General features: G+C 60.4%; 18 protein-coding genes and 3 pseudogenes. 11 read left to right on the forward strand and 10 right to left on the reverse strand.

What is annotated here, in order from left to right; all coding sequences use genetic code 11:
* The 3 genes from AC0L2P_RS17855 to AC0L2P_RS17865 all read left to right on the forward strand — a co-directional run bounded on the left by AC0L2P_RS17855 (position 1) and on the right by AC0L2P_RS17865 (position 3,086).
* A complete protein-coding gene (locus tag AC0L2P_RS17855; RefSeq protein ID WP_473502628.1) occupies positions 1-1,236 on the forward strand; it encodes an HlyD family secretion protein in 1,236 nt (411 codons plus the stop codon).
* 97 nt (positions 1,237-1,333) lie between these two features.
* The gene (locus tag AC0L2P_RS17860; RefSeq protein WP_473502629.1) at positions 1,334-1,738 is read left to right on the forward strand and encodes a hypothetical protein; all 405 of its coding nucleotides are present in this window, start codon (positions 1,334-1,336) and stop codon (positions 1,736-1,738) included.
* 91 nt (positions 1,739-1,829) lie between these two features.
* Positions 1,830-3,086, forward strand: coding sequence for an MFS transporter (locus AC0L2P_RS17865; RefSeq protein ID WP_473502630.1), 1,257 nt, complete (start codon positions 1,830-1,832; stop codon positions 3,084-3,086).
* Positions 3,087-3,566: 480 nt separating this feature from the next.
* Here the strand turns inward: AC0L2P_RS17865 and AC0L2P_RS17870 are convergent, their stop codons facing one another.
* Together AC0L2P_RS17870 and AC0L2P_RS17875 are read right to left on the reverse strand one after the other, a co-directional pair.
* Positions 3,567-3,812 carry a hypothetical protein gene (locus AC0L2P_RS17870; RefSeq protein ID WP_473502631.1) on the reverse strand — a complete coding sequence of 82 codons (246 nt, stop codon included), beginning with the start codon at positions 3,810-3,812 and terminating at the stop codon, positions 3,567-3,569.
* Between the two features lie 132 nt (positions 3,813-3,944).
* Positions 3,945-4,316 carry a response regulator transcription factor gene (locus AC0L2P_RS17875; RefSeq protein WP_473502632.1) on the reverse strand — a complete coding sequence of 124 codons (372 nt, stop codon included), beginning with the start codon at positions 4,314-4,316 and terminating at the stop codon, positions 3,945-3,947.
* A 361-nt stretch (positions 4,317-4,677) separates the two neighbouring features.
* Here AC0L2P_RS17875 and AC0L2P_RS17880 point away from each other — a divergent pair, with 361 nt between their 5' ends.
* Complete coding sequence (locus tag AC0L2P_RS17880) at positions 4,678-6,516, forward strand: sensor histidine kinase (protein ID WP_473502633.1); 1,839 nt, start codon at positions 4,678-4,680, stop codon at positions 6,514-6,516.
* A 33-nt stretch (positions 6,517-6,549) separates the two neighbouring features.
* Here AC0L2P_RS17880 and AC0L2P_RS17885 read toward each other — a convergent pair whose 3' ends face one another.
* Complete coding sequence (locus tag AC0L2P_RS17885) at positions 6,550-7,209, reverse strand: response regulator transcription factor (RefSeq protein WP_473502634.1); 660 nt, start codon at positions 7,207-7,209, stop codon at positions 6,550-6,552.
* 384 nt (positions 7,210-7,593) lie between these two features.
* Here AC0L2P_RS17885 and AC0L2P_RS17890 point away from each other — a divergent pair, with 384 nt between their 5' ends.
* Positions 7,594-9,321, forward strand: a complete 1,728-nt coding sequence (locus AC0L2P_RS17890) for a tetratricopeptide repeat protein (protein WP_473502635.1) — start codon at positions 7,594-7,596, stop codon at positions 9,319-9,321.
* Between the two features lie 406 nt (positions 9,322-9,727).
* Here the strand turns inward: AC0L2P_RS17890 and AC0L2P_RS17895 are convergent.
* Positions 9,728-9,855, reverse strand: a pseudogene (locus tag AC0L2P_RS17895) (Tn3 family transposase); the annotation flags it as partial.
* A gap of 7 nt (positions 9,856-9,862) precedes the next feature.
* Here AC0L2P_RS17895 and AC0L2P_RS17900 point away from each other — a divergent pair.
* Positions 9,863-10,045 (forward strand): hypothetical protein, encoded by a 183-nt coding sequence (locus AC0L2P_RS17900; RefSeq protein WP_473502710.1) that lies wholly within the window; start codon positions 9,863-9,865, stop codon positions 10,043-10,045.
* 40 nt (positions 10,046-10,085) lie between these two features.
* Positions 10,086-10,535, forward strand: a complete 450-nt coding sequence (locus tag AC0L2P_RS17905) for a S26 family signal peptidase (protein WP_473502705.1) — start codon at positions 10,086-10,088, stop codon at positions 10,533-10,535.
* Here AC0L2P_RS17905 and AC0L2P_RS17910 read toward each other — a convergent pair.
* Together AC0L2P_RS17910 and AC0L2P_RS17915 are read right to left on the reverse strand one after the other, a co-directional pair.
* Positions 10,461-10,637 (reverse strand): annotated as a pseudogene (locus AC0L2P_RS17910) (NAD(P)-binding protein); the annotation flags it as partial. The gene AC0L2P_RS17905 and the pseudogene AC0L2P_RS17910 sit on opposite strands and share 75 nt — an antisense overlap.
* Before the next feature lie 250 nt (positions 10,638-10,887).
* Positions 10,888-11,427, reverse strand: a pseudogene (locus AC0L2P_RS17915) (type 1 periplasmic-binding domain-containing protein); the annotation flags it as partial.
* A gap of 1,193 nt (positions 11,428-12,620) precedes the next feature.
* Between AC0L2P_RS17915 and AC0L2P_RS17920 the strand changes: the two are divergent.
* On the forward strand, positions 12,621-16,046 hold the full coding sequence (locus tag AC0L2P_RS17920; RefSeq protein ID WP_473502636.1) for an acyl-[ACP]--phospholipid O-acyltransferase: 3,426 nt from the start codon (positions 12,621-12,623) through the stop codon (positions 16,044-16,046).
* A gap of 548 nt (positions 16,047-16,594) precedes the next feature.
* Complete coding sequence (locus AC0L2P_RS17925) at positions 16,595-18,427, forward strand: adenylate/guanylate cyclase domain-containing protein (RefSeq protein WP_473502637.1); 1,833 nt, start codon at positions 16,595-16,597, stop codon at positions 18,425-18,427.
* 315 nt (positions 18,428-18,742) lie between these two features.
* Here AC0L2P_RS17925 and AC0L2P_RS17930 read toward each other — a convergent pair whose 3' ends face one another.
* Both AC0L2P_RS17930 and AC0L2P_RS17935 read right to left on the reverse strand, forming a co-directional pair.
* A complete protein-coding gene (locus AC0L2P_RS17930; RefSeq protein ID WP_473502638.1) occupies positions 18,743-19,273 on the reverse strand; it encodes a Ros/MucR family transcriptional regulator in 531 nt (176 codons plus the stop codon).
* Positions 19,274-20,039: 766 nt separating this feature from the next.
* On the reverse strand, positions 20,040-20,243 hold the full coding sequence (locus tag AC0L2P_RS17935) for a CsbD family protein (protein ID WP_473502639.1): 204 nt from the start codon (positions 20,241-20,243) through the stop codon (positions 20,040-20,042).
* A 760-nt stretch (positions 20,244-21,003) separates the two neighbouring features.
* Between AC0L2P_RS17935 and xth the strand changes: the two genes are divergently transcribed.
* Positions 21,004-21,786 (forward strand): exodeoxyribonuclease III, encoded by a 783-nt coding sequence (xth, locus tag AC0L2P_RS17940; protein WP_473502640.1) that lies wholly within the window; start codon positions 21,004-21,006, stop codon positions 21,784-21,786.
* Positions 21,787-22,227: 441 nt separating this feature from the next.
* Positions 22,228-23,076, forward strand: coding sequence for an ammonia-dependent NAD(+) synthetase (gene nadE / locus AC0L2P_RS17945; protein WP_473502641.1), 849 nt, complete (start codon positions 22,228-22,230; stop codon positions 23,074-23,076).
* A 133-nt stretch (positions 23,077-23,209) separates the two neighbouring features.
* Here nadE and AC0L2P_RS17950 read toward each other — a convergent pair whose 3' ends face one another.
* Together AC0L2P_RS17950 and AC0L2P_RS17955 are read right to left on the reverse strand one after the other, a co-directional pair.
* A complete protein-coding gene (locus AC0L2P_RS17950) occupies positions 23,210-24,520 on the reverse strand; it encodes an HlyD family type I secretion periplasmic adaptor subunit (protein ID WP_473502642.1) in 1,311 nt (436 codons plus the stop codon).
* Entirely contained in the window at positions 24,520-26,265 is a 1,746-nt protein-coding gene (locus tag AC0L2P_RS17955; protein ID WP_473502643.1) for a type I secretion system permease/ATPase, read from the reverse strand. The genes AC0L2P_RS17950 and AC0L2P_RS17955 overlap by 1 nt, the downstream gene beginning before the upstream one ends.

The raw sequence follows: 26,265 nt of genomic DNA on the forward strand, positions 1-26,265 counted from the left end.
ATGATCGAAGTGATGCTCTGCTCGCTCGTAACGATCCTGCCGGATTTTCTTGTTCGCCGTTTTGTACAGGGCAAACGGATTGGGCGTGAGATCACGTTCTATTCGGTATGGTACGAGCTTCGCTATGGCATAACCGCGTGCCTGGGGCTAACAATCTGCCTGCTTACGCTCATTCTTTACTTCCATCCCTCGACGAGCAACGCCGTCACGTTCTTCCGCACCGTGCCCGTCCTGCCAGAGATTTCGGGCCGGGTCGAAGAGGTCTATGTACCCTTCAGGGGCAAGGTGAAAGCGGGCCAGAAGATCTTCAAGCTCGACAGCTCCGAGGAGGAGGCCGCGCTCAACACGGCGAAAAGGCGTATTGCGGAGGTAGACGCCGCGCTCGAACTCGCCAAGACGGACCTCGCCGGGGCCGACGCTAAGATCCAGGAAGCGCAGAGCGCTTACCAGCAGGCGGCGGACGAACTCGCGACTAAGACCGAGCTTCTAAGGAAGAACGCCGCCACAGTTGCGCAGCGCGAAATCGAGAAGCTTCAGAACATCGTCGAGGGCCGGCAAGCCTCGGTGGCGGTCGTGCTGGCGAGCAAGCAGTCGGCCAAGGCGCAGATTGCCTCGGTCCTGCCGGCGCAAAGGGCCAGCGCCGAAGCCGCACTCGCCCAGGCGCAGGTGGATCTAGACAAAACCACTGTCTACGCGGGAGTGGACGGGACGCTGGAGCAGTTTACGCTCCGCAAGGGAGATATCGTCAATCCGATGCTGCGATCCGCCGGCGTGCTTATCCCAACCAAGGCTGGTCGCGAGCTGCTGGTGGCCGGCTTCGTCCAGATTGAGGCCCAGGTCATGAAAACAGGCATGGTCGGCGAGGCCGCTTGCATCTCGAACCCGATGAAGATCATTCCGCTGGTCGTGACTGAGGTCCAGGACCTTATCGCAAGCGGCCAGGTCGCGGCATCGGACCGGCTGATCGATCCGCAGCAGGTGACCACGCCGGGAACCGTCACGGTCTTTATGGAGGCGCTCTATCAGGGAGGCCTTGATGACATCCCGCCGGGAAGCACCTGCATCGTCAACGCATATACTAGCAATCACGACCAGCTCGATGATCCGGGGCTCAGCACGTCGAAGTGGGCATTCCTGCACGTCATCGACACCGTCGGCCTGGTGCATGCACTGATACTCAGGATCCAGGCGCTGCTGCTGCCGGTGCAGACGCTCGTGCTTTCGGGCGGGCATTGAGCGCAGCAAGTCGGAGGCGGATCGGAGGCGATTGAGATGAGCGCACAAAGCCTGCTCCCGGGTATTCCTTGCCGGTTTGTGCGTTCTGCCGCTGGTCATGGCAAGTCAGGCGATCGGAGCCACAGTAAGGAACCTCTATGCGGAACTGTTCATTTTCACGGTGACCGAGCACGGAGCTCGAACCGAAGTCAGGGTGTGCACCAGAGAAACCATCGAGTTCTGCATAAATGGATGCTTCGTTGCGCTGCCCAACGACGACCGCGCCGCGCTAGTGGGCGATGAAGTCATCCAGATTTCGACCACCCGGAGATCTGGCAAAAGGATCAACAACAGCGTGTACGTGGCGGAGATAGCCGTGCGCGGGGTTGTCGCATTCGACGCTGCCAACGAGGACGCGGCGAGAGCGGGACTGGTGGCCAATGCCTCGCAGATCACCTCCGGGATGAAAGAATCGCGCTATTCGTCGCTGAGGCGAGGCCAGCCCGCTTCACGCTTGCTGTAGCTGGACCGCGCTACCGCAAGTTACCCATGAATTCTTGTGCTGCTCATAGTCGGCGCGAGATGCTGGTCTACTCGAGTAAATGGCGCGAGAGATGCTGGGTTACCTCTTACCGCTCGGCTACCGCCCCATCCTGTCGCTTCTTCGCGGCGCCGGTTTCCTGCTTGCCGCCGCAGGGTTGAACGGCTTGCTCCTGCCGCTGCGCGGGCAGGCTGAAGGCTTCTCGACCGCGGCCCTTGGCCTGCTCGGAACCGCCTGGGCCGGCGGCTTCGTTGCCGGCTGCATCTTTGCGCCTCGGCTTGTCCGTCGGATCGGGCACGTGCGTGCGTTCGGCACCTTTGCCGCATCGGGTGCAGTCATCGCGCTGCTGACGGGTCTGATGGTCGAGCAGTATGTCTGGATCGCTCTTCGCGCCTTCACAGGCTTCGTCATGGCCGGCGCCTATATGGTCGTCGAGAGCTGGTTGAACGAGAAGGCGACCAATGAGAACCGCGGCACCGTCTTCGGCCTTTACATGATCGTGTCTTACGTCTCGATCGTGGCAGGCCAGATGCTCGTCGCCCTCGGTGACATCGCGGACGCGTCCATGTTCATGGTCTCGGGGATTTTCTTCTGCCTGGCCCTGATCCCACCGGCAGTATCATCGGCAGCGACACCAGCGCCACTTGAGGATGTCGCTCTCGATCTGAAACGTCTCTATGCCACTTCCCCGCTCGCCTTGATTGGTTGCTTCATGACGGGCATTGCCAACGGAGCCTGCGGGACGCTCGGTGCCGTGTATGGTGCCCGCATCGGGATTGGCAACGCGGGTATCGCACTTATGGCCAGCGGAGTTGTGCTTGCCGGTGCCGCTCTCCAGTTTCCGTCGGGGCGGCTGTCTGACATGATCGACCGCCGCTATGTGATGGCAGGAGCGGCTGTCGGAGCGGCCGCTTTCGGACTGCTCATCTTCGCGCTCCAGCCCCGATCGGCAGCACTCGTGATTGTTACCACCGCAGCATACGTTGCCCTGGCCTACACCCTCTATTCGGTCGCCGTGGCACATGCCAACGACCAAGCCCGTCCAGAAGAGTTCGTCAGGGTGTCGAGCGGTCTGCTGCTGTTCTATGGCTTCGGCACAATTGTCGGGCCGGTGCTAGGAGCCGCCTTGATGGCCGAGATGCGGCCGGAGAGCCTGTTCCTGGCTACGGCTCTCCCTCACGCATTGCTCGCGGCATACGCGCTGGGCATCCTCAGCCGTGCTCCGGTGTCCCAGGCTACCAAGGGGGCATTCAGGACGCTGCCGACCGACCGGGTTGGTACGCCCGAATCGATCCGGCTCGATCCTCGCACTGGCATAGTCGAAAGGTGAAGTGAACAAGCCCGTGCGTCAGTCGATCAGGATGACGAAATTGCGAAAATGCGTCCACCCGCCAAGGCCACGTTGCTCGGTCCGCATATGACAGTATGTGCTGACGGGATTCGCTGAGATCTGAGAAAGTTACTCAATGAGATTTCAACTCTGCCGTGAAACCTTAACCTGTGTTATGGTCGATAACAGTGATTTCCGCGCAAGATGCGGCAGTAATACTATATTTATCGCTTCGTTTCGGCATAGGTTGCCGTCACGCGGCGCATTGGGCCTTGAGGTTTGATTCGGACTCCAGGAGGTCGCAATGCGTTTGACGATCGCGCTCGCCGCATGGGCGTTGGCACTGCTCGCAACAGGAGCAGCAAAGGGGCCGCTGAGTCAGCGGTCGTACAATGTGTTATTGGTCCTTTCGAGTTGTGTCAGGATTGCGGTGCCTCCGGATTGGAGCATGGCCTCCGCCGTGGCCGCCTTATTTCAGATTCATTTGCCGATCTCTTCCGGCCCGAGAAGATGTCGGATTATCTCGTTTTCGAGCTCGGCGACCAACGTGATGTACTCAGCGACCTCCGCCGCACGGCGCGGCTTTTCCTTCTTCATTCGCGTCAGCGTTTCCCGTGCCAGCCGATAGTCTTCGCAAAGCTCTCGCAAAACCTCGTCCGCTATGGACCGCGATTTGATTAACTCGGCAACATCGACAAACCGGACCATCGCGGCCGTCAGCGGCATGGACCGGCTCTTGGGTGCTTTCATTGTCCCTCAGGGGTGCGACAGGTGACCTGTCACTTGATCCAATTCTTGAAGTTGACAGCACCCTGGGCAAGTAAATTACTGTAGCCGGCAGGTTAGTGCGGAGACCCGCTATTTGGCCCGACCCGCGTCGTCAAGTGCCTTCATCAACGCGCTCGACGGGAACGGCTTTCGAAGGTATGCATTGCAACCTGCTGCCATTGCTGCGCGCTGGGTCACTTCGCTGTCGTTAGCGGTCACGAGAATGACGGGGACTGTGGACCCCAATCGAGACAGCCAGTTCAAAAGCTCGATACCCGACATGCCGGTCAGGTGGATGTCCAGGATTAGGCACGCCGCTTCGTTCGGATCGGCTTCGGCCTGAAACTCCTCGGCAGAGGAAAACGTCTGGACCTCAAGGCCGTGAGCGTTGAGCAAGCGCTTAATCCCTTTCAAAAATCCGGGATTATCCTCGACGACGTGGATCAGCTTTCCGGTTGGCAATCGAGAGATCCTCCAAATTCAATGCGCGGCCAGCCGCAAGGCGTCCCCACTCAGTGGATATCAGGCGCAGTCAAGCAAATGGTATTGTCCCGGAGGACAAGTGGAGCTAGCAAATAAAACGTGGGTGCCCGGGTCAGTTCGAGCAAATCGACGGTCCCGGTAAGCACGTGCCCGTGATCGGCGTTGGCGCGTAGGAGCCCAAAGTCTTGCCAAAGCGTACCAATAGCTGCAATCTCATAATGTGCTGGCTTATCATCGGTGGCTGTCCAGTTATCTCGGATGCTCTCATCGGGCGACGCGAATCCTCGACGGGCTGATCGCAAGCCTTGGAGCCGGCATGGCCGCATCGGGGACGTTGAGAATGAAGCGGCTGGTCAATATGTTGATCGCCGCCCTCGTCGTTCTTTTAGCTTCAATTAGCGGGACTGCCGCTCAGCCGAAGAAAATCATGGTCGTCCACTCGTATGGGCCGAATTTTCAGCCGTGGGGCACGTGGAGCAGACATATCCGCAATGAACTGAACCGACGGTCGCAGTGGCCGCTGGACATTCAAGAATATTCGCTCGTCACGGCCCGGAATGGCGACGCCGCCGCCGAGGCCAAATTTGTTGAATATCTAAACGCCCTCTATTCTCAAGGACGATGCGATTTGGTCATCGCTCTTGGTGCACCCGCGGCTCGCTTCCTCCAGCAACACAAGGCAAACCTGGTTCCGACAACGCCGATGCTGCTCGCGGCAGTTGAAATGCGCCGCGTCGATCGATCCATGTTGTCCTCGCAAGACGCCGTGGTTGGGACGCGCGTCGATCATGTCCTTCTTTTTGAAAACATTTTGCGGCTGTTACCGGAGACGAAGACCATCGCTGTGATAATCGGAGACTCTCCCCCAGAGCGATTTTGGATCGGCGAGGTGCAACGAGAACTGAAGCCACTGCTCGATAACAAGGTTGAATTGCGCTTCTATAACGAGCGGCCGTTCGAGGAGACCCTGAAGGAGGTTGCGAGTCTGCCGCCTAACAGCGCAATCTTTTTCCAGCAGATGATGGTGGACGGCACAGGCGCCGTTTATGGAGACAAGGAGCCCTTGAGGCGCATCTATGAGGTCGCCAACGCTCCTATTTTCTCGTTCGACGAGTCTTTCTTTGCCGGTGAGATTGTTGGCGGCCCGATGTCTTCGCCGGCCGAGGGTGCCCGAGCGACTGCTACTGTTGCCATTCGAATATTGGGAGGAGAGAAGGCAGCTGATATCAAAGTTCCTCCGGTCGGATTCTCAGAACCGAAATACGATTGGCGACAGCTTCAGCGCTGGAATATCAGCGAGAGCCGCTTGCCACCGGGAAGCGAGGTCATGTTTCGCGAGCCAACCCTCTGGAAACGGTATTCCTTGCAAATTGAGGCCGTTGCCGCACTTGTCCTGCTGCAAGCCGGACTGATCGCGGTCCTGGCTAGTGAACACCGCAAGCGTAAATTCGCCGAAGTTCAGTCACGGCAGCGCACGGCAGAGCTTGCTCGTGTCAATCGCTTCTCGACCGTTGGCGAACTGACCGCCTTGATCGCGCACGAAATAAACCAGCCGCTCAGCGCGATCCTGATGAGCACCGAGAGCGCAGCAATTATTCTGAAATCGCCGAGCCCCGACATCGCTGAACTCGGGGAAATCGTCAGCGATATTTCACACGATAACCAGCGCGCCACCGACGTTATCCAGAGGATGCGCAGCCTCCTGAAGAAGGCACCATTCGAACTCAAAAGTCTCGATCTCAACGAGCTTGCGCAGGACACCGTCGACTTTCTTTTGCCGCTGGCGCGCGAGCGAAAGGTCGAAGTCCGCAGCGTGATCACAGCGGATGCGCTTCCGATCCTCGGCGACCGCATTCAACTTCAACAAGTTATAGTGAATCTTGTCGTGAACGGGATGGACGCGATGAAGGAGACGCCCGTCGGAAGTCGCATCATCAGCATCCGGACTTCGCGCGTCGAACAGTTTGCCGAGTTGAGCGTGTCTGATCGCGGACCGGGCATTCCCGAAGACCAATTGAAACAGGTCTTCGAACCCTTCTTCACCACCAAGGCGGAAGGCATGGGCATGGGGCTGTCCATCGCGCGCACCATCGTCGAAGCGCACTATGGGCTGACACATGTGAAAAATCGGGATCGCGGCGGTGCATCGTTCCGAATTAGACTTCCTCTGGTCCGATGACATAAGCCTCACGAGATCCAATTCGAATCCGCATTAAAGCGGACGTCCGCTCTCTGCGCGCGAACTGTCCGGGGCGAGTGGATCGGCCAAGACACCCAACCGCTCCGCCAATGAGACGACGTCAGCGACCGTACGGGCGCCGAGTTTGTCGAAAATACGCTGCCGGTGGGCTTTGATCGTCCGCTCGGTGATGCCGAGCGCGTGGGCCGTCTGCTTGTTCATCTTGCCGCGGACAACGAACTCAAAGACCTCGCGCTCCCGCGGTGTCAACGTCTCGAGCAGGAATCGCGCATCCCTCAGCCATTCTTGGCGCGCGTGCTCCGTTTCGTAGTGAGCCAATGCGCGGCCGATGCTGTCAATCAGCACTTGCTGGGAGACGGGCTTCGTCAGGACGTCTTCCGCGCCCGCCCTCATCGCTCGCACGGTCATTGGCACGTCCCCGTGCCCAGTGAGGAAGATGATCGAAAACAGGGACCCGAGTTTAGCCAGCCGCGCCTGCAGGTCCGGCCCGCTCAGCCCAGGCAGGCTTATGTCCAGCAAGACGCAGCCAGGTTCGCCACCGCGGCGAATGTGATCAAGGAACTCCTCCGCCGATGCGTATTCGGCGACCGAGTAACCACTCAGCCGCAGCAGCCGCCCCGTCGCGGCGCGGAACGGCGCGTCGTCGTCGACGATATGGATCACCTGGCTCATCATTGCACCCTGGCGGGGTGGGCAGCCGAAACGATCGAGACGCTGCCGTATGGCGTTTCAGTCCCGCGCGAATGGGGCGCACCTCGACGACCGCACAGACGACGGACAATGGAGGCCTTCTACCCAAAATTCATTTATTCCTTGAGTACATTGTCCTTGGGTACAAGGCACACACGGCCAATAGAGGAGATCGCCTCAATCCAATAGTCTGATAAAAATTGGCTGGAAAGTCAACGTCGAGCGAAGCCATAGTTGTGGGGTAGGTAGAGTCAGATTGTGATCGCACTGCAATTTTTTCATTCATTTAAACCACACGTTGAAGTTCACGCCTAACCAGTTTCGAATTGATTCAGAATAGTTCAGGCAAGCCATCGAGGGGCCAGCATGATGAACGCAGCCAAAGTGCGACTGATGGCAATTCCGTCTGCGGAACCCACGGTGGGCACCATCGCCGAGGTCAGCGACTCCGGGCAATGTTCGGCCGAGGAAGCCCGTGCGGAACTGCGCTGCATACTGGGGTCGGCTCACTTCGAAGCTTCGGAACGCAACCGGCGATTCCTTGAATACGTAGTCAACGAGACCCTCGCCGGCAGAGCGGAGCGCATCAAGGCCTACAGTATCGCCACCGTCGTTTTCGGTCGAGACACCAATTTCGATCCTCAGCTCGATCCCGTCGTGCGCATGGAAGCCAGGCGACTGCGCCTGTCGCTGGAACGGTTCTATATGAAGGAGCGTAGGAGCAAGTGGATGCTCACAATGCCGAAGGGCGGATATGTGCCGGAGTTCCAGCAAGCCCTCGCGGTCCAAGCCGAGCCATATTCGCTACCCGCGCGCGCTCGCGCGAAGACTTTACGTCGTCCCGGATCGTCGATCCTCGTCATGCCATTCGACGCCGAAGGCGGCTCGTCCATCTTTCTCAACTACAGCAAAGGGTTTACACGCCAACTCCTGGTTGGACTGAGCCGATTTCCAGAGCTTTGCGTCATCGGCCCCACCGCCGTGGTCGAAGACAACTCGAAGCCGAGCAGGCAGCCACAACAAGACAGTGCGCGGATTGATTTTGTGTTGTCGGGCAGCACCGCCGTCTTCGCTGACGTTCTCAACGTGAAGGCTATTCTGGTCGACGCGGGCACGGGCAGGGTCATCTGGGGACAGACCTTCGAACACGAGTTGCAGCCACGGGGCATTCTCAGGGCCCGCGACAGCGTAGCGGACTGCATTGTGCGTGCTTTGGCTCAGCCCTTCGGGGTGATCTTCGTCAATGGATATGGGCTGGATGGAGATGAGAGGGCTGCAGATCTGTCGGGATATGAGTGCCTCACCAGATTCTACACATATCGGCGCTCATATAGTCGCGATCTTTTCCCGGCAATTCGCGAGCACCTCGAACGACTCATCATGTCGGACCCCAGCCATTCGGAGGCGCTCGCCTGCCTTTCACAAATCTATACCGACGGGCATCGATTCGGTTTTGCGCATGGTGAACCGTTTGCCAGACTGCGCAGGCAAGCGGCCGAATTTGCCCGGAGGGCAGTTGATCTCGCCCCGAGCTCCAGCCGCGCCCATCACGCCCAAGGCCTGGCGCATTGGTTCCTGCAGGATGTGGAGCCAAGCCTAGAGGCACTGCAAACCGCGCTGATACTTAATCCGAACGCCACCGAGGTGGCGGCCGACCTCGGCTTGCACTGGTCGCTGCTCGGCGATTGGGATCGGGGTATGTCCCTGCTCTCACAGGCTCTGGAACAAGAACCGTCTCCGGCAGACTCGGGCCGCGTCGCAATCTCCCTGTACCACTTTGCGCATGGTCGCTTCGAGAACGCCCTTGCCGAAGCGAGGCAGATCCGATCCCCTCATGTCAGCTACGGGTTTGTGTGCAGGGCCATCGCTCTTGTGCGGCTCGGACGCCGCGAAGAAGCGGCCGCAGCTATCGGTCGCATATTGAACATCAATCCGCAGTACGGCAGCGGCGTGCTGCTTGAACTGAGCGGCGGCAATCTCGATGCGCACCTCGCTGCTGAAATCGAAACTGCGCTGGCGGACGCCGGGCTTCAACCCACCCTACCCATGGAAGCCGCGTGGTACGATCCTGTTTCCCAGGTCTCCAATAGATAGGACAGACCCGCGTCACGCCGGCGCAGCTCCGGACTCAGCCTCCACAACGGTCGCTTCCAAGCCATTCGTTTTTCTACTTGGAGACGAGCCGATCGCGCCCGCAATACTCAGTTGGAATCCAGCCGACGGGCAGCCGCACGCCTGGACCTCCTCCATTCTCCGGGATGAATTCGACGCACGCTGCTTCAAGTGCGTGGCGAAGAGCTTCGACAGTAACTTGGTTTGTCTCGTACCGGCCCCGGAAGCGGCTCCAGGCGGTTAATTGTTCCGGTCGAAACTTTCGATGCTTCGGCTAATCTCTTCTATCCCACTGGAGAAGAGCTCGTGCCAGCGGCGAGACGTTTGAGCAGGTCATTCGGGATAGTCCGACCCGCCATGCGCAGGTGCGTGGCTGCGCGGTCAAGATAGAAGCGCGGAATGCCTGGCTCTCGAATGACGATCGCGGATTTCTCCGCGCTCGTGGAAGAACACCGCGCGCTTGAGCTTATGCGCTGCCTCACCCCTGTTGAGGCCGGCTTGGCACCGCCGACGCAAGGCCTCGATGCTGGGTGGCGCGGTCCTCGCCGTCGCTCCGGCGTGGATCGACCATCGCCCGAGCTTCATCTGGAACGCGTCTGCAAGCGTCCCCGTCGAGTTGTATCGCGTCGAGCCCGCCGGCAGAACCGACTTTGCTGACATCGCCGTGATCGTGCCATCCGAACCGTTCGCCAGCCTTTCTGGCTGAGCGTCAATACCTGCCGAACGGCGTGCCGCTTCTGAACCGCGTGCTGGCACTCAAAGGCACGGAAGTCTGCCGCCAGGGCACCGCTATTATCGCCCACGGCGTGACCCTTGCACATGCGCGCCAGCGTGACAGTCGCGCCCGGCCGCTGCCCGTCTGGCGGGGCTGCCGCGTGATCGCCAGCGGCGAAGTCTTTCTGATGAATCGGGACGTGGCCGACAGCTTTGACGGCCGCTACTTCGAGCCACGGCCGCTCACTTCGATCATCGGTCGCGCGGTTCCTGTCTGGGTGAGGAGCCGCACCTCTGAGGTGACCATATCGCTGGCTGAAGCGCTGAAAATCTGTCGATTGAAAGACTTGTCCTTCGTCGTCGAGAAGATCGAGTCTGTGTATCGGCTGCGCCTCCGCAACAACCGTTCCGTAGAGGCCGAGCGTACGAAGGGCACGAAGCGCATTAGCGCTAAGACTGAGGCCCGCACCCAGAGGCTTTAGTTCGCTCGCCTGCTCGTAAATCTCGGTCTCCCATCCGAGGAGTCGAAGTCTCTTGGCAACTGCAAGTCCGGCGATCCCCGCGCCAATGATGACTGCGCGCATGTTCACGGTCCTTCGCCTTCTTCACGCGGGAACACTTCGCGACGCCAAATTGTAAGCGGGGACTAGGGTGGGCGGGCTTGCCAGGTGCGCGCGGGCCCTAAGCAAACTTAGGCGCATGAGTTGTCACACGTCTAGCAACCGCCAGTTGGACTGGCCCGAAATCAGGTTGCCAGTGCCAAGGGACAGGACCAGTTCCCGGAGCCCTGCCCGGCGGGATCGACTCCGGCTGAAGGCCGGTTCTCGGGGCGCCTCAAGCAATGTCCTTCAACGGGTCCAACGGCCCTTTCAGAGCCGACCTGGGTTGGATCAATTCCGGCGCAATCAGGAAAATCTGCGGGGCCGTCGGCGGTTCATTGATCAGTTCGAACGCCATCGCAATCATCGCCTCAAAATTCGGCCGCACCATGATTACAGGGAAGGGCAGAAAAGAGGCGAATGGGTCATAGTCGTAGCAACCGACGACAAGCTCGCTAAACATCTCCGCGGGCCGGCCCGCCATGAAACGCAGCAGACCCTCCATATTGATTGACGAATTGATGAACAACGCGCGCGGCAGCTTGCCATGGCGTTGGCAAAACGCCTCGAAGGCACGCCGTGTTATGTCAGGCGAATAGCCGGAGGACTGTACTCCGTCATCAGGGTCGGCGCCCAACAGTGCCTTTTTGGCCGCATGGAAAGCGGCGATGCGTTCGCGGCTTGCGTGGTCGTTGCGGCCGCCAAACAGAAAGAGCTCGTCCGGCCGCAGGGGGTCATCATCGCCGAACTGGGGGATGATTGCCTCCGTCACCACGACCTCAAGGGCTAGCGACTGGCGACCGCACCAAGGCGCTGAGCGCGATCGTCAGCGAGCTGAGCCGTGGCCTGTCACCGCCGGCCGAATGTCGGGTCTCGACCATCGCTACAAGCTTGGAGACGGCCATCCGCTCCTCGGCCGCCGGATCCTCGACATTGAGGTTGCAACCGCAAGTGAGCCCGGTGCGTGTCTATATGCAACTGCTCGACACTCGGCCGGTTCTGCTTAACCTCGGGCGCCCGGCGCCGTCAAAGCCGAACGTTGGGCCGATCATGTCCGGACCATCGATGCGAGCAACGAGGGGATCTGGGAGTTGCCGGTGATCGGATCGGTTTCCGTCCGCCGTGCAGATCCGTGCCGATAGCTATCTTGCCTGGGTCGGGCGGGGGACGGAGGAGGGGCTCTTCGAAGCTCTCACCACCTGGTTCGGACCGCGGTACCCGATGTCAACAGGGGCCAGCCCACGCTGGCCTGTTTGCCATTCACGATTTGCCCAGTCCATGGCGCAAGTGCCGTCTGCTAGCTGCCTCACCGATGTTTGGCTGCTAGTTGTGTTGGGCGCTTAGCCGCCGCGAGTAGCTGCCCACTTCGACCTGAATGCCGCTGTTGAAGATGCGGAGTTCGAAGGGACCAGTCCGCTCTCGGTCCATAGGCCAGCTTCGTCCCATCAAATTTCAACGACGGCTTTGCGCCTCGACATGGCTGGCGATCCCCTCTGCAGGGCGCCGCTGCGGAGCAACACTCGACCGGCTGCGAAAGACTGTCGAAGGCCGGCTTGATTGTATCGAACCTGAAACAGACCAACGCCGGCCCAACCTAGACCTGAAACCAAAAGGCAATATCGATGACCTCCAACAGCTACGCTCCCAAGGGTTCAAGCGCCTGCAACATTGATCACGCCACTTTCGCTATCGCCGCTTTTGGATTCATAGGGCAAGCAATTGCCGCCAAGGGGGTTCTGCCCGATGGCCGCGACCAGGCTCGTGGAAACCTTGAACCATCACCAAGACACCGCGAGACGCGGAAGAGGCAGCCGCTTCATCAACCGGCAACACTGAAAAGCTGCTAATCAATGTGAGCTTAGTAACGAAGCGTAATCGGGTTCCCACTACAAAAAGGTTCAAACCGCGCAAGACCGCTGATCGATCCGACCAGGATCTTCAACGGTCTGCCCAATGGAAGTCGCCGCTATGGAAATCGTCACGAACAACCATACGAACAGTCATCTGATGACTTCACGCCGTTTTGCGCCTCTGTTCTGGACGCAGTTCCTGTCCGCCTTCAACGACAATTTCCTCAAGAACACGCTGGTTTTCCTTATTCTGTTCACCCTGGCGGCGGACAAGGCGGCATCACTGGTCACCTTGGCGGGTGCCGTCTTCATGGCTCCCTTTCTGCTCCTGTCTGCCCTTGGTGGCGAGATCGCCGACCGGTTCGACAAGGCGCTCATCGCCCGTCGGTTGAAATTCACCGAGATCGCCGCTGCGGCTGTCGCTGTCGTTGGGATTGCGCTTTCGTCGATCCCGGTGCTGATGATCGCGTTGCTCATGTTCGGCATCATCTCGGCACTGTTCGCACCGATCAAGTACGGCATCCTGCCGGATCATCTCGAGCGCAAGGAATTGCCCCGCGCCAATGCCTGGATCGAATCGGCAACCTTCGCCGCCATCCTGGGCGGCACTATCGCCGGAGGCGTTGTCTCGGCCGATGGCATAGGCGTCTCGGTCTTCGGGCCGATCATGATGGCCCTCGCCATCAGTTGCTGGTTTGTCAGCCGATACATTCCGTCAACCGGTTCTGCTGCACCCGACCTCGTTATAGACAAAAACGTCTTTCGCTCGACGTGGCGACAGGTCAACGGCTTGCGTGCCGACAAGCGGATCTGGCGCGCCGGACTGATGACGTCGTGGTTCTGGCTGATCGGGGCGATTGTCCTTTCGATCCTGCCTACGTTGGTCAAGGATTCGCTCGGCGGCGGAGAGATAGCCGTCACAGTCTATCTAGCGGTGTTCGCCGTCTCAATCGCCATTGGCTCCGCCATAGCCGCATGGATGTCGCAGGGCCGCATCGTGCTCTTGCCGGCCCCGGTTGGCACGGCGTTGATGGCACTATTCGGCTTGGACCTGGCCTGGACCATCTGGAGCATGCAGCCTTCGCTCAGGGCCGAAACGCTCGCAACATTCTTCGCGGGACCAAACACGGTCCATGTTGCGATCGACCTTGCCGGCATGGCGATTGCCAGCGCGTTTCTTGTCGTACCGACCTTCGCCGCCGTACAAGCCTGGGCACCCGAAGCCAGCCGCGCTCGCGTCGTCGCCGCCGTGAGCATCGTCAATGCAGGCTTCATGACGATGGGCGGCATACTCGTCGCCGCGATTCAAGCAGGGGGCGTCTCCACTGGAGGTATCCTGTTCGGCCTCGCCGCACTCAACGTGGTCGCCGCCTGGCTGATGCTGAGATATCTGCCAACCAACGCCTTCCGCGACTTCGTTTCCATTCTGTTCCGAGCCTTCCATCGTCTGGAGGTGGAGGGGCTGGAAAACCTCAAGGCGGCCGGCCCCGCACCCATCCTGGCGCTCAACCATGTCAGTTTCCTCGACGGCCCGCTGGCTTTGACGCTGACGGATGAGGAGCCGGTGTTTGCCATCGACTACACCATCGCCCAAGCCTGGTGGATGAAGCCGTTTATGAAGCTCGCCCGCGCCCTGCCGCTCAATCCGGCCAAGCCGATGTCGACCCGCACGCTTATCAAGGTCGTGCAAGGCGGCGATCCGCTGGTCATCTTCCCCGAAGGCCGGATCACCGTGACCGGCGGCCTGATGAAGGTCTATGACGGTGCCGCCATGGTGGCCGAAAAGACCGGCTCGCTGGTCGTCCCCGTGCGCATCGACGGGCTGGAGAAGAGCTATTTTTCGCGGCTGAGCTCCCTGCACGTGCGCCGCCGGCTGTTCCCGAAGGTCAAGGTGACCATTCTGGAGCCCGTCAAACTTGAAGTACTGCAGGATCTGAAGGGCCGGAAGCGCCGCGCCGCGGCGGGTGCTGCCCTCTACCAGGTCATGTCCGATCTCGTCTTCCGCACCCAGGACATCGACAAGACTGTGTTAGAGAAGATCATCCAGACGGCGAACGAACGCGGCATGAAGCAGCTCGCCGTGCAGGACCCGGTTACCGGTTCGCTGAGCTACGGCAAGCTGCTGACAGCGGCTGCCGTGCTTGGCGACAAATTCAAGAACCTCTATGCCGGCCAGCAGACGCTTGGCATCATGCTGCCCAACGCCAACGGCGCCTGTGCGACGCTGCTCGGCGTCATGTCGGCCGGCAAGGTTCCGGCGATGATGAACTTCACCGCGGGTGCGGCCAACATCCTCTGCGCTTGCAAGGCCGCCGAGGTGCGCACCGTGCTGACCTCGCGCGCCTTTGTCGAACAAGCGAAACTTGGCTCCGTGGTCGAGGAACTCGGCCGCTCGGTCGATATTGTGTGGCTTGATGATCTGCGGGCCACCATTGGCCTCAAGGATAAGCTGCTCGGCCTTTTGCGCAAAAGCGCACCCCGGGTCGCCCGCAAGCCCGAAGATCCAGCGGTGATCCTGTTCACGTCGGGGTCCGAAGGCACGCCCAAGGGCGTGGTGCTAACCCACCGCAACATCCTCGCCAATGCCGCGCAGGCCGCTTCGCGGATCGACTTCCATTCGGGCGACAAGGTCTTCAATGTGCTGCCGATCTTCCATTCCTTCGGCATGACGGCGGGCACGGTGCTGCCGCTCATCTCGGGCGTGCCGGTCTATTTTTATCCCTCGCCGTTGCACTACCGGATCGTGCCGGAGTTGGTCTACGCCTCGAACGCAACGATCATCTTCGGCACCGATACGTTTCTTGCCGGCTATGCCCGCACCGCACACCCTTACGATTTCCGCTCAGTGCGCTATTGCTTTGCCGGCGCGGAACCGGTCAAGGCTTCGACGCGCGCGACCTATATGGAAAAGTTTGGCCTGCGCATCCTCGAAGGCTATGGCGTGACCGAAACCGCACCCGTGATCTCCATCAACACGCCGATGTACAACCGCTCCGGCAGTGTCGGCAAAATCATGCCGGGTATGGAGTATCGCCTGGACCCGGTGCCTGGCGTCGAGGATGGCGGACGGCTTTTCGTGCGCGGGCCCAATGTCATGGCAGGCTATCTGCGCACCGAGAAGCCGGGCGTGCTCGAGCCGCTCGAAGACGGGTGGCATGACACCGGCGACGTCGTCGCCGTCGACGACGTCGGCTTCATCACCATTCGAGGCCGCGCCAAGCGCTTTGCCAAGATCGGTGGCGAGATGATCTCGCTGGCCGCCGTCGAGGTGTTGGCGGGCGAATTGTGGAAAGGCTCGCTCTCGGCGGTCGCCGCCGTACCGGATTCACGCAAGGGCGAAAAGCTGATCCTCATCACCGAGGCTGCCAACGCCACGCGTGCCGAATTCCTGCTCTTCGCCAAGGCCAATGGCGCCATGGACCTGATGGTACCGGCCGAGGTGCGCGTCGTTGCGAAAGTGCCTGTCCTCGGCTCAGGCAAGCTCGATTTCTCCGCTGTGACCAAAATGGTGAGCGGCGAACACATGAAAACCCAAGCGGCTTGACAATAGCCTACTGAGGAAGTCGGCCTGTTTGCCCAATCACATTCAACTAAGGTCGTCTCGGCTCAAAGGTAGCCTTGGCCGAGGTCGGTTCTGAATCGAAGCCGGCTTACATCTATCACGAAGTGAACGCCAGTTTTGCGTTTCAATGTCGGCCGCAGAGGCGGTTTTGCCTCCGCCCGAAAGCAGACATTGCAGCTGACCATGCTGAAGGTCGAGCTCGCGCCACCTGCCGACCTCAGCACCTCCAAGCGTGAACGTCTGGTGTAATGCCTGATGCGCGCGCTCGTAGCGCATCTCGCTCGTTACATCGCGGTGACAAAAGCACCGCCACGGTGGCGTCAACCGGTTACACAGGGCAGGAAATATCTCCGGCCTTCTGGGAGTGGCGTGTCAGCATCCCCAGAGTCTGCGTGGGCGTGTCGTCGGTTGGCTGTTAGCGCGGCGACTGGAACGGTTCACGCCTCGCAAGCGGGATAGCGAAGTCTCGTGAAGGCAAGGTCGAGCTGCGTTCTCCGTTCTGTATCGGCGACGGGCGGCGACTGGGAGAGATGGATACCATGCACATGGGGCGTCTGGAAGTTGGCAGGACATGGACACGGGGCGGCCCGCGTGCAGGCGCTTGGCTGAGCGGTGCAGAGACCACGCAGCGCCACCTCGCAGCGATCATGGCTTGCGACGTGGTCGGGTATTCGCGCCTGACGGAGCGCGACGAGCGCGGCACGCTCGAGCGGCTGAAGATGTACCGCAAGGACCTCCTCGAACCGCTGGTCACTGAGCACCAGGGTCGGATTGTCAAGCTCACCGGCGACGGGATGCTGTGCGAGTTCGCGAGCGTCGTTAACGCGGTGACCTCGGCGATGGCGATCCAGCAAGCCCTGGCAGAACACGAGGCGGAGAAGCCCGAGGAAGAGCGGATTCGCTTGCGCATCGGCGTCAATCTCGGCGACGTGGTCTGCGAGGAGGACGGCGACCTCTACGGCGACGGCGTCAACATCGCCGCCCGCCTCGAAAGCATCGCCGATCCCGGCACCGTGGTCGTCTCGGGCACCGCCTACGATCACCTTCAGGGCAAGCTCGATTGCGGCTTCACGCCGCTGGGCAACCTGCGCCTCAAGAACATCGAGCGGCCCGTTCGCGCCTACCGCGTCGAGATCGACGCCGGCGCCTCGGTGGCTGCACCGCCTCCCTTGCCCGAGAAACCCTCGATCGCGGTTCTGCCTTTCACCAACATGAGCGGCGACCCCGACCAGGAATACTTCGCGGACGGGCTGGTGGAGGACATCATCACGGGATTGAGCCGGGTCAACTCCTTCTTCGTAATCGCCCGCAACTCGTCCTTCACCTACAAGGGCCGGGCGGTGGACCTGCGCCAGGTCGGGCGTGAGCTGGGCGTCCGCTACGTGCTCGAAGGCAGTATCCGCAGAGCAGGATCGCGGGTGCGCATCAGTGGGCAGTTGGTGGACGCGATCAGCGGACATCATGTCTGGACCAACCGCTTCGAGGGCGACGTGAGCGACATCTTCGACCTGCAGGACAAGGTGACCGAGAGCGTCGTCGGCGCAGTCGAACCGAGCATCCGGCTGGAGGAGATCAAGCAGGCGCGTATGAAGCCGACCGAGTACATCAGCGCTTACGACCTCTACCTTCGCGCACTGCCGCGCTTCTACAGCATGACGCGCGAAGGCTTTGCCGACGTGCGCCGGCTCACCAACGAGGCGCTCAGCATCGACCCTGGCTTCACCTTGGCGAAGGCACTCGGCGCCTATATCCGCAGCCTGTCCGTGAGCCAGTGCTGGCACGAGCCCGACGATATCCGTGTCGCCGCGCGCATGGCGCGAGAAGTACTGGCGGAAGCGCGCGATGACCCCACAAGCCTACGCTTCGCCGCGCAGGTGATCGCCTACAGCGCGAAGGACTACGAGATGGCGCTGCTCACGATCGAGCGGTCCCTGCTGCTCAACCCCAATTCGGCGCAGGGCCATACGGGCAGCGGCTGGGTGAACGCACATTCCAGCCGCCCGCTCGTCGCCATCGAGCACTTTCACAGGGCAATGCGGCTGAGCCCGGTCGACCCCGAGAAGGGCATCGCGCTCTCCGGCATCGGGATGAGCTACCTGATGCTCGAGCGCTACGAGGAAGCGCTGGCATGGGGAGAGCGCGCGCTGCACGAGATGCCGAACTACGGCTCCTCGCACCGGGTGGTGATCATGGCGCTGGTCAAACTCAACCGGCTGGACGAGGCGCAGGCGGCGGCGCGGCGGCTGATGGAGGCGTTCCCGACCTACACGCTCACCCTGCAGAGACAGATCAACCCCTGGCTGGACGAGGTGTTCGCTGAGCGTTACGTCGAGGCGCTGTGCATCTCCGGCGTGCCGGAGTGATCGTCGCGGTTGCAAAGATGCCCGGCGAGGCGACATGCCTTGACCCCTTCGCTTCTGGAAGGCAGTCCAGTGGGCCTGAACAGGTATCGAAATGCTCAGAGCTGATAGTCGCAAGGATGCTCGCCGCAATTCCCATGTCTAGACCGCTACCGCAGAGCGAAGCTCCCCTTCACGGTCTCTCCCTGCGAGCCAGGTCGAGACCAACACCGAGGGTAATTCTCGCAAATCTGGCCCGTTGCGTTGCCGAGTGCTCGGCTTATAAACCCTCCCAAGACGGAGGTTCGTCCCCTGAAATCCTCTCTCAGGTGCGGCAGGCTATGCCTTGACGGACACCTTGCGAGCCTTTTTTGGCGTAGACTTGATTGCTGTTGTTGCCCTCGCTGCCGCCGTGCGAGCGGCTCGTTTTGGTTTTTCCGCCGCAGCTGTTACTGGCGCCGCCGCCTTGCGCCCCAGGCCTATCGATTTTGCCAGGGCCGAGCGAGCGGCCGCATAATTCGGTGCCACCATCGGATAGTCGGACGGCAGGCTCCATTTCTGGCGGTACGCGTCGGGCGTCAGATTGTAATGGACTCCGATGTGCCTCTTGAGGGATTTGAACTTCTTCCCGTCTTCCAGGCAGATGATGAAATCAGGTGACACTGATTTCTTGATTGACACCGCCGGTTCCAGCTTGAGTGCGGCCGGAGCCACAGCTGTGCCGATCGCTTGCAAAGCGACGTAGGTGTCCCCGATCAGCTTCGACAACTCACTGGATGGCAGTGGATTGTTGGAAACGTAAGCGGAAACGATGTCGGCAGTAATTGATACGAGATCGGCCTGGTCGCTTTGGTCGGGAGAAACGGTCATCGAGCTATCCTCTTGTCTAATGCGCGCGTTGAACGGGATGGGCATTATGCCAATCAGGCAATAGTTCGTTATTCCGCCAACAAACCTCATTCGTTGCAAATATCAAGCCGGCATGCTTCGCTTTCATCGGCTCCAGACAAGATTGGGAGGCGCTCGATGTCGGCAGCCTGCTCGGCCTGCTCGATTAAATAAGGCAACAGCAGGTTATTCGGCTGACGCGAGCGGCTGACAGCTGTACATCGGCGATAGCGCTGTCCTATTCCCGTGTGTAAGGCGTATCTGTGGGGACGGGCACGAGCGTCGACGGCGTAGGCGGAGCAAATATTGGAGCTTCGGTCGGTGCAGATGACGGATCAGTGGACGCAGGCGTTAGTGCCAGCGGCAACGTTGGTGACACAAGCACAGGCGCCAGTGTGGGCGATGGTCCGTCCGCCGAAAACGAAGCCGCTACCGCACCCCACAGTTCGAGCGCAGTTACGGCCCCTGCCTCTGCCAAGACCGCCAGGCAATCCATCGTCCTGCCACTCGTCCTCAGGCCTGTCCAAAGCAGGTGAGGGTGACTTAACCAAGGGATATCCGTTTGGATCTCTGGGACCACTGACAGCGAAACCCGATACGCCGATTGCCGTCGTGCGAGGCGCCGTGGGTCAGACCCCTGACTGTCTCAACACGAGCTGGCCATGGCATTGCAAGTGCGCCAGCGCACCAATGAGCGCCGTTGAGTAAAAAGCGCCTCTTGTTGTATAAATGACAGCCTAAAGCGATCCTACCAGACTTGCCGATCATACCAGTCGTTAATATCCTGCCGAACGCGGTCCTTTTCGATACCGTAGCGTTCCTGGATCTTGCCTTCGAGCTGATCGCGATTGCCAGCGATGCGATCAAGATCGTCATCGGTAAGTTTGCCCCACTGTTCCTTGATCTTACCCTTGACCTGCTTCCAGTTTCCTTCGACCCGATTCCAGTCCATGACATATCCTCCATTGTTTTACATGAGGCGAAACGGTCGTCCGGCCTGGGAGTTCCGGGACGAAAATCTCTGATGTTCAGTCTCCAGTTGGAAAGGTCACGTCGCCAATTGCGAGATGGTGGGCCTTTTGGGATGCGTCGACCTCCCCCACGAAGGTCTTTGCTACACGTCGACAAGCGATGCGGCGCCGTGGGCGAGCGTAAATAACGAGCGGAGCCTGACGTGTTGAGCGAGATGAGCACGGCTGTCCTGCGCAAGATCATCCATGTCGAAATAGCCTCCCAGGCTTCGGACCGCTAGGCCCGGCCCGCGGTAGCGACATGCCGAATCCGAATACATGGGCCATTCGATGCCCTGCCTGGGAGCTGGCTCCATGCCACGCGCGTCGGGGAATTGAACCGGAAGAGTCCGGCAACGTTGTCTGGTGACTGGAATACTGGAATGGCAATTGTTGGAGATAGAAATGGCTAGCACCGGCACAACGCGTGGGCGCAACCAGGACCGGGCAAGGGTCGCTGGTGGGCAGGACCATGAAATGAAGTATGAGGCGAGCAAAACCGGCGCGATAAAGCTGACCTCAAGTCGGCGGTGAGATTGCTCGGCAACGGTCGCAAGAAGGTCAAAGACATGCTGGGCAGGAAGTGAGCCTCAGCCGCACAGGCCGCCGGCGAAGTGGGCGAAATCAAGAGCTCGAGATTCAGCGCTTGGGCATAGGCCACGTTGCCCCTGCGCCGACCGCCGCCAGCAGTCATGAGAGGGCATGCACGTGACCCGCATCGCCACCTTTAATGTGAACGGCGTCAACGGCCGACTGCCTGTGCTCCTGAAGTGGTTGGGCGAAAGCTACTGCGACATCGTGTGCCTGCAGGAATTGAAGACGTCGGATGACAAGTTTCCTGCCGAAGCGATCAGGGAGGCGGGTTACGGCGCGATCTGGCATGGCCAGAAATCCTACAACGGTGTTGCAATCCTCGCTCGCGGAATCGAGCCGGTGGAACGTCGACGCGGCCTGCCCGGGGATCCAGACGATACCCACAGTCGCTATATCGAGGCCGAGGTGGATCGGATCGTCGTGGGCTGTCTTTACCTGCCCAATGGCAATCCAGCGCCTGGTCCAAAGTTCGACTACAAGCTGCGCTGGTTCGATCGTCTCATCAGCTACGGCCAGCGTTTGCTCCAGGCCCGGCTGCCAAGCGTTCTCTGCGGCGACTTTAACGTCGTTCCAACCCCGATCGACGCCGTGGTGCCGAGCCGATGGCTGGGCGATGCGGTCTATTTCCCGGAGAGTCGGCAAGCCTACGCCAAAATGCTCCAAGCTGGCTGGATAGATGCCGTGCGCCGCATCCATCCGGAGAAGGGCATCTACACCTATTGGAATTTCTCCTACCGTGGCGGTTACGATCGGAGTTCCGGTCTGCGGATGGACCATCTCCTGGTAAGTCCCTCCGTGTCCGACCGGCTTCGCAATGCCGGTGTGGATGTCGAGCTTCGCGGGTGGGACAAGCCAAGCGACCATGTGCCGGCCTGGATCGAGCTCAATTGAACGATAGGAGTACAGATGGTTGATCGGAATTCCCGACATGAACCAAAGGCGGGAGACGATGGCCCGCGATCGGCTTGGTCCTCACCTGATGGATCTTGTCCTGGAGCTGGCGCGGTTCGTGCCGCCCGCTTTGCTGGGGACAAACAGTATGTCCGCTTGCACGGGTGACTGCATGCTCGGCTGCAGTGTGCGGGAATTGATTCACTCATCGTGTCGGGCGCGGAAACGGAGGTCCGCGTGCTCGCCTCTGTGATGGTAGCACTCGGTCTAAGCCAGTGGTCATCGCCGCAGATGCGGTATGTTCCGGATCTGACTCGACTCACTATGCATGCTGACGATCCATGAGAGCCGCTGCGGCTTGCAGGTCGAGACAGTGACCACCGCCGACCTTGTGGCCGCGCGATTGAATGGAATGTTGTGACTTCGGGAGCACCTCTGCGCATGACGGAACAGGAAATGATTATCGAAGCGTTGGGCGTCACTGCGAGCTTCGACGTCGCGCTGGAAGCGCGCCGGCGCATGGACTTTCTCAGCACCTACCTGCGTGCATCGGGTTTAAGCACCTATGTGCTGGGGATCAGCGGCGGAGTGGATTCACTCGCCGCCGCCCTTCTGGCTCAACGCGCCGTCGAGGAAGTGCGAACGACAGGGTATGACGCCAGATTCCTGGCCGTTCGTCTCCCGTACGGCACCCAGGCAGACGAGCATGATGCGCAGCGGGCCTTGGACGCCATTGCGGCGGATGAAGTGCACCGGGTCGACATCAAGCCTGCTGCCGACGCGATGCTGGATTCGATCAGGCTGGCCGGGGTCGAGCTCGGCGATGCCGGCCGCGAGGATTTCTTGCTTGGCAACATCAAGGCGCGTCAACGCATGATCGCCGAGTTTGCGCTCGCCGGCGCCGCGCGCGGGCTGGTCATCGGCACCGACCATGCGGCTGAGGCCTTGATGGGTTTCTTCACGAAGTTCGGTGACGGTGCCGCCGACATTCTTCCTCTTTCCGGGTTGAACAAACGCAGGGTTCGCGCCTTGGCAGCGCATCTCGGCGCTCCGCCTGAACTTGTTGACAAGATCCCGACCGCCGACCTGGAGAACCTCGTCCCGCTTCGGCCTGACGAAGATGCATATGGTCTCACATACGATCAGATTGACGACTTCCTAGAAGGCCGGGAGATCAACGAAGCGGCGCGCAGGCGCATACTTCACGCCCATTCCAGCACAGCCCATAAGCGAGCGCTTCCTGTCACACCGATTGCCATGACGGGTTCGACACTGGCGCATCGGCAATAGTCGTCTCAACATATGCGACCGATGGACTTGCCGCAGCCTGAACTTCCGCAGGAGCGATGCGTTGCTCTTTCAGCTCCGCATGGGTCATGCGGTCGAGAGTGCCGGCACGTATGGCCGAGGCCGGCGCGCGAACTCACTCTTCCCTGAATGCCCGCTGGATTTGATCTTCCAAAGGTTTCACGAGGTAGGACAGCATTGTCCGGCTGCCGGTCGAGAAGAACACCTCGACAGGCATGCCGGGCGCCAAGGTCAGACCTTTCAGCCGTGTAAGCTCTGTGTGCGGCAGTGTGACCCGCACGGTATAGAAACTCGTGCCGCTTCGTTCATCGATGCTGAGATCGGGGGAGATCTCAGTGACCACACCGTTTAGCTCAGGCGTTATCCGCTGGTTGAAGGCCGAAAGCCGCAAGGTTGCGCTCTGCCTTGGTGTCAGCTGATCGATATCCTGCGGTGCCACGCGCGCTTCGACGGTCAGGTCGTCTGTCACAGGGACAATCTGCATGATGAGCTCTCCGGCAGATATAACGCCGCCGACCGTATGCACGCCAAGCTGATGGACGATGCCAGTTTGCGGGCTGCGTATATCGATTCGCCTGAGTTGATCTTCGGCAGAGACCTTTTGCTCGACCAACTCGGCGAGCTTTGCCTGGACGTCACGGAGTTCGGTGGCCACCTCGCTGCGCAAATCCTGGTCGATCTGAATGATCTGCAAACGGATTTCGGATGTATGGCCCTTCGATTGCGCAATTGCCGCAGTCAGCTTGCCATGTTCGCCTTCAAGCCGGACCGCATCACGCTCAAGCGTCGTTATGCGATCGATTGAAACCAGCTTGCGTTCCCAGAGTTTGCGCATGCCGTCGAGCTCAAGCCCGATCAGCTTGATTTCCTGACTTTTGGCATCCCTTTGCTCGGTCAAGCCGGAAACTTCTTCGCTGAGCTGAGCAATGCGCTCTCTCAACTGGGCCTTCTGGCCAGCGCGTGCCTGGCGACGAAACTCGAACAGGGACTGCTCGCCGGCCATTGCGCGCCGAACCTCAGGATCGTCCTGCCGCGAGGTCAGCGAAGCTGGAAAGGCGATGGTTTCAGTGCCATCGCGCTCGGCATCAAGGCGGGCCAAACGGGCCTCGAATTCGTCCAGGCTCTTGGTGACGATGGCTAAATCAGCCCGGGTCACGGTTTCATCGAGACGGATCAAAACCTGGCCCGCCTTCACCGCATCGCCTTCTCGAACGAGGATCTGACCGACCACGCCACCAGTCGGGTGCTGAACTTTCTTGACGCTGGAATCGACGACCAGCTTTCCCGAAGCAATGACGGCTCCGGAAAGCTCCGTAACCGCGGCCAGGCATCCGGCCCCACCAACCAGAAGCGTGCAGACCGCGACACCGCCGAAGAGATAGCGTCGAATGGTCCGGTCGATCGCGGATGCCGCGTGTGGCGTCATCAGTGTGTCGCCTCCTCAGGGCCGGAGACGACCTTTAAGGGAACGCCGCCTGAACGGGTTACCTTGCCCAAAACCTCATTCTTGGGGCCAAACGCCTGGACACGGCCGTTCGCCATGACGAGCACCTGATCCAGGCTTGCAAGCGCGCTCGGCCGATGTGCAACCACCACAGCAATACCGCCTCGCGCCCGCACGCCCTCAATTGCCGCCGCCAGCGCGGCCTCCCCTTCGGCATCGAGGTTGGAATTGGGCTCGTCCAGAATCACGAGGAACGGATCGCCGTAGAGGGCTCGTGCGAGCGCAACTCGCTGTCTCTGGCCCGCCGAAAGCGCCGAACCGGCTTCGCCTATCCGCGTTTCGTAGCCTTCAGGCAAATGGACCACGAGATCGTGAACGCCGGCGGCTCGCGCAGCCGCCAGTATCTTGTCCGATGAGGGCTGAGGTTCGAAGCGCGCGATGTTCTCGGCGATGGTGCCGTCGAACAATTGCACATCCTGCGGCAGATAGCCGACGTGATTGCCCAGCTCCTCCGGCGACCACTGGTCGAGCGTTGCTCCATCGAGCCTGACCGTCCCACGGATCGGGAGCCATATTCCGGCTATTGCTCGGACAAGCGACGATTTTCCAGACGCGCTCGGTCCGACGATGCCAAGGCCGGCGCCTTTCTGCAGCGCGAACCCGACATCCTGCACAACCGCACGACGCTCGCCGGGTGGCGTGACGCTGATGCTTTCGACGGCAAGAGTAGATATCGGCGCCGACAGCGAGACACTTGTTGTGGTTTCAGGAAGCAGGGCTAGAAGCTGAGTCAGCCGGGTCCATGCCTGGCGAGCGCCGACAAGACCCTTCCAATGGGCGATCGCCAGTTCGACCGGTGCGAGCGCCCGGCTCATCATAATCGAACTGGCGATCATGATGCCGGCTGTTGCTTGCTGATGAATGACCAGATAGGCGCCGATCGCCAGTATGCCCGATTGCAGCATCATGCGCAGGATCTTCGAGATCGTCCCGAGCGTGCCAGCCAGGTCGCTGGCCGTTGCGTTGGTGTTGAGATAATCGGCGTTGACGCCTGCCCAGCGCTCGGCAATGCGCGCGCCAAACCCCATCGCCTGCAGAGCCTCTGCATTGCGACGCGTCGCCTCCGCAAGCGTATTGCGCGCCGCCGCCTGGCTGTTTGCCCTTTTCGCAGGCTCCCTCGTGCGAACTTCGGTAAGCAGGGTGAGGCTGGCGAGAACGATGGCGCCTGCCAGCGCCGTCATGCCGATCCAGAAATGGAACAGGAAGCAAATTGCCAGATACAGCGGCATCCAGGGCAGGTCGAAAAGCGCAGTCGGACCAGTGCTCGACAGAAACGAACGCACTTGGTCAAGATCCCGCAACGACTGAAGGCCGTCGCCCGGGAGCTTGGTGCGCAACGGCAAACGCATAAGGGCGGTATAGACTTGCCCGCTCAATCGCGCGTCCAAAGCCATGCCGATGCGCACTAGCAGCCGCGACCGGATAAGCTCGAGAACGCCTTGGAAAATGAACAGCATGCCGGCAAATACGGCAAGCCCGACAAGTGTCGGCACACTGCGGCCGGGTATGACCCGATCATAGACCTGCAGCATGAAGAACGAGCCCGTCAGCGCCAGAACATTGACGACACCGCTCATCAGGGCAATTCCAGCGATCGCGCGGCGGAAAGAAGCCAAAACCGCAGCGAGCGTTGTTCGCGGCGGCTCGGACGAATGGGAATGCGACAT

It is taken from the genome of Mesorhizobium sp. WSM4836 (genome assembly GCF_055811815.1).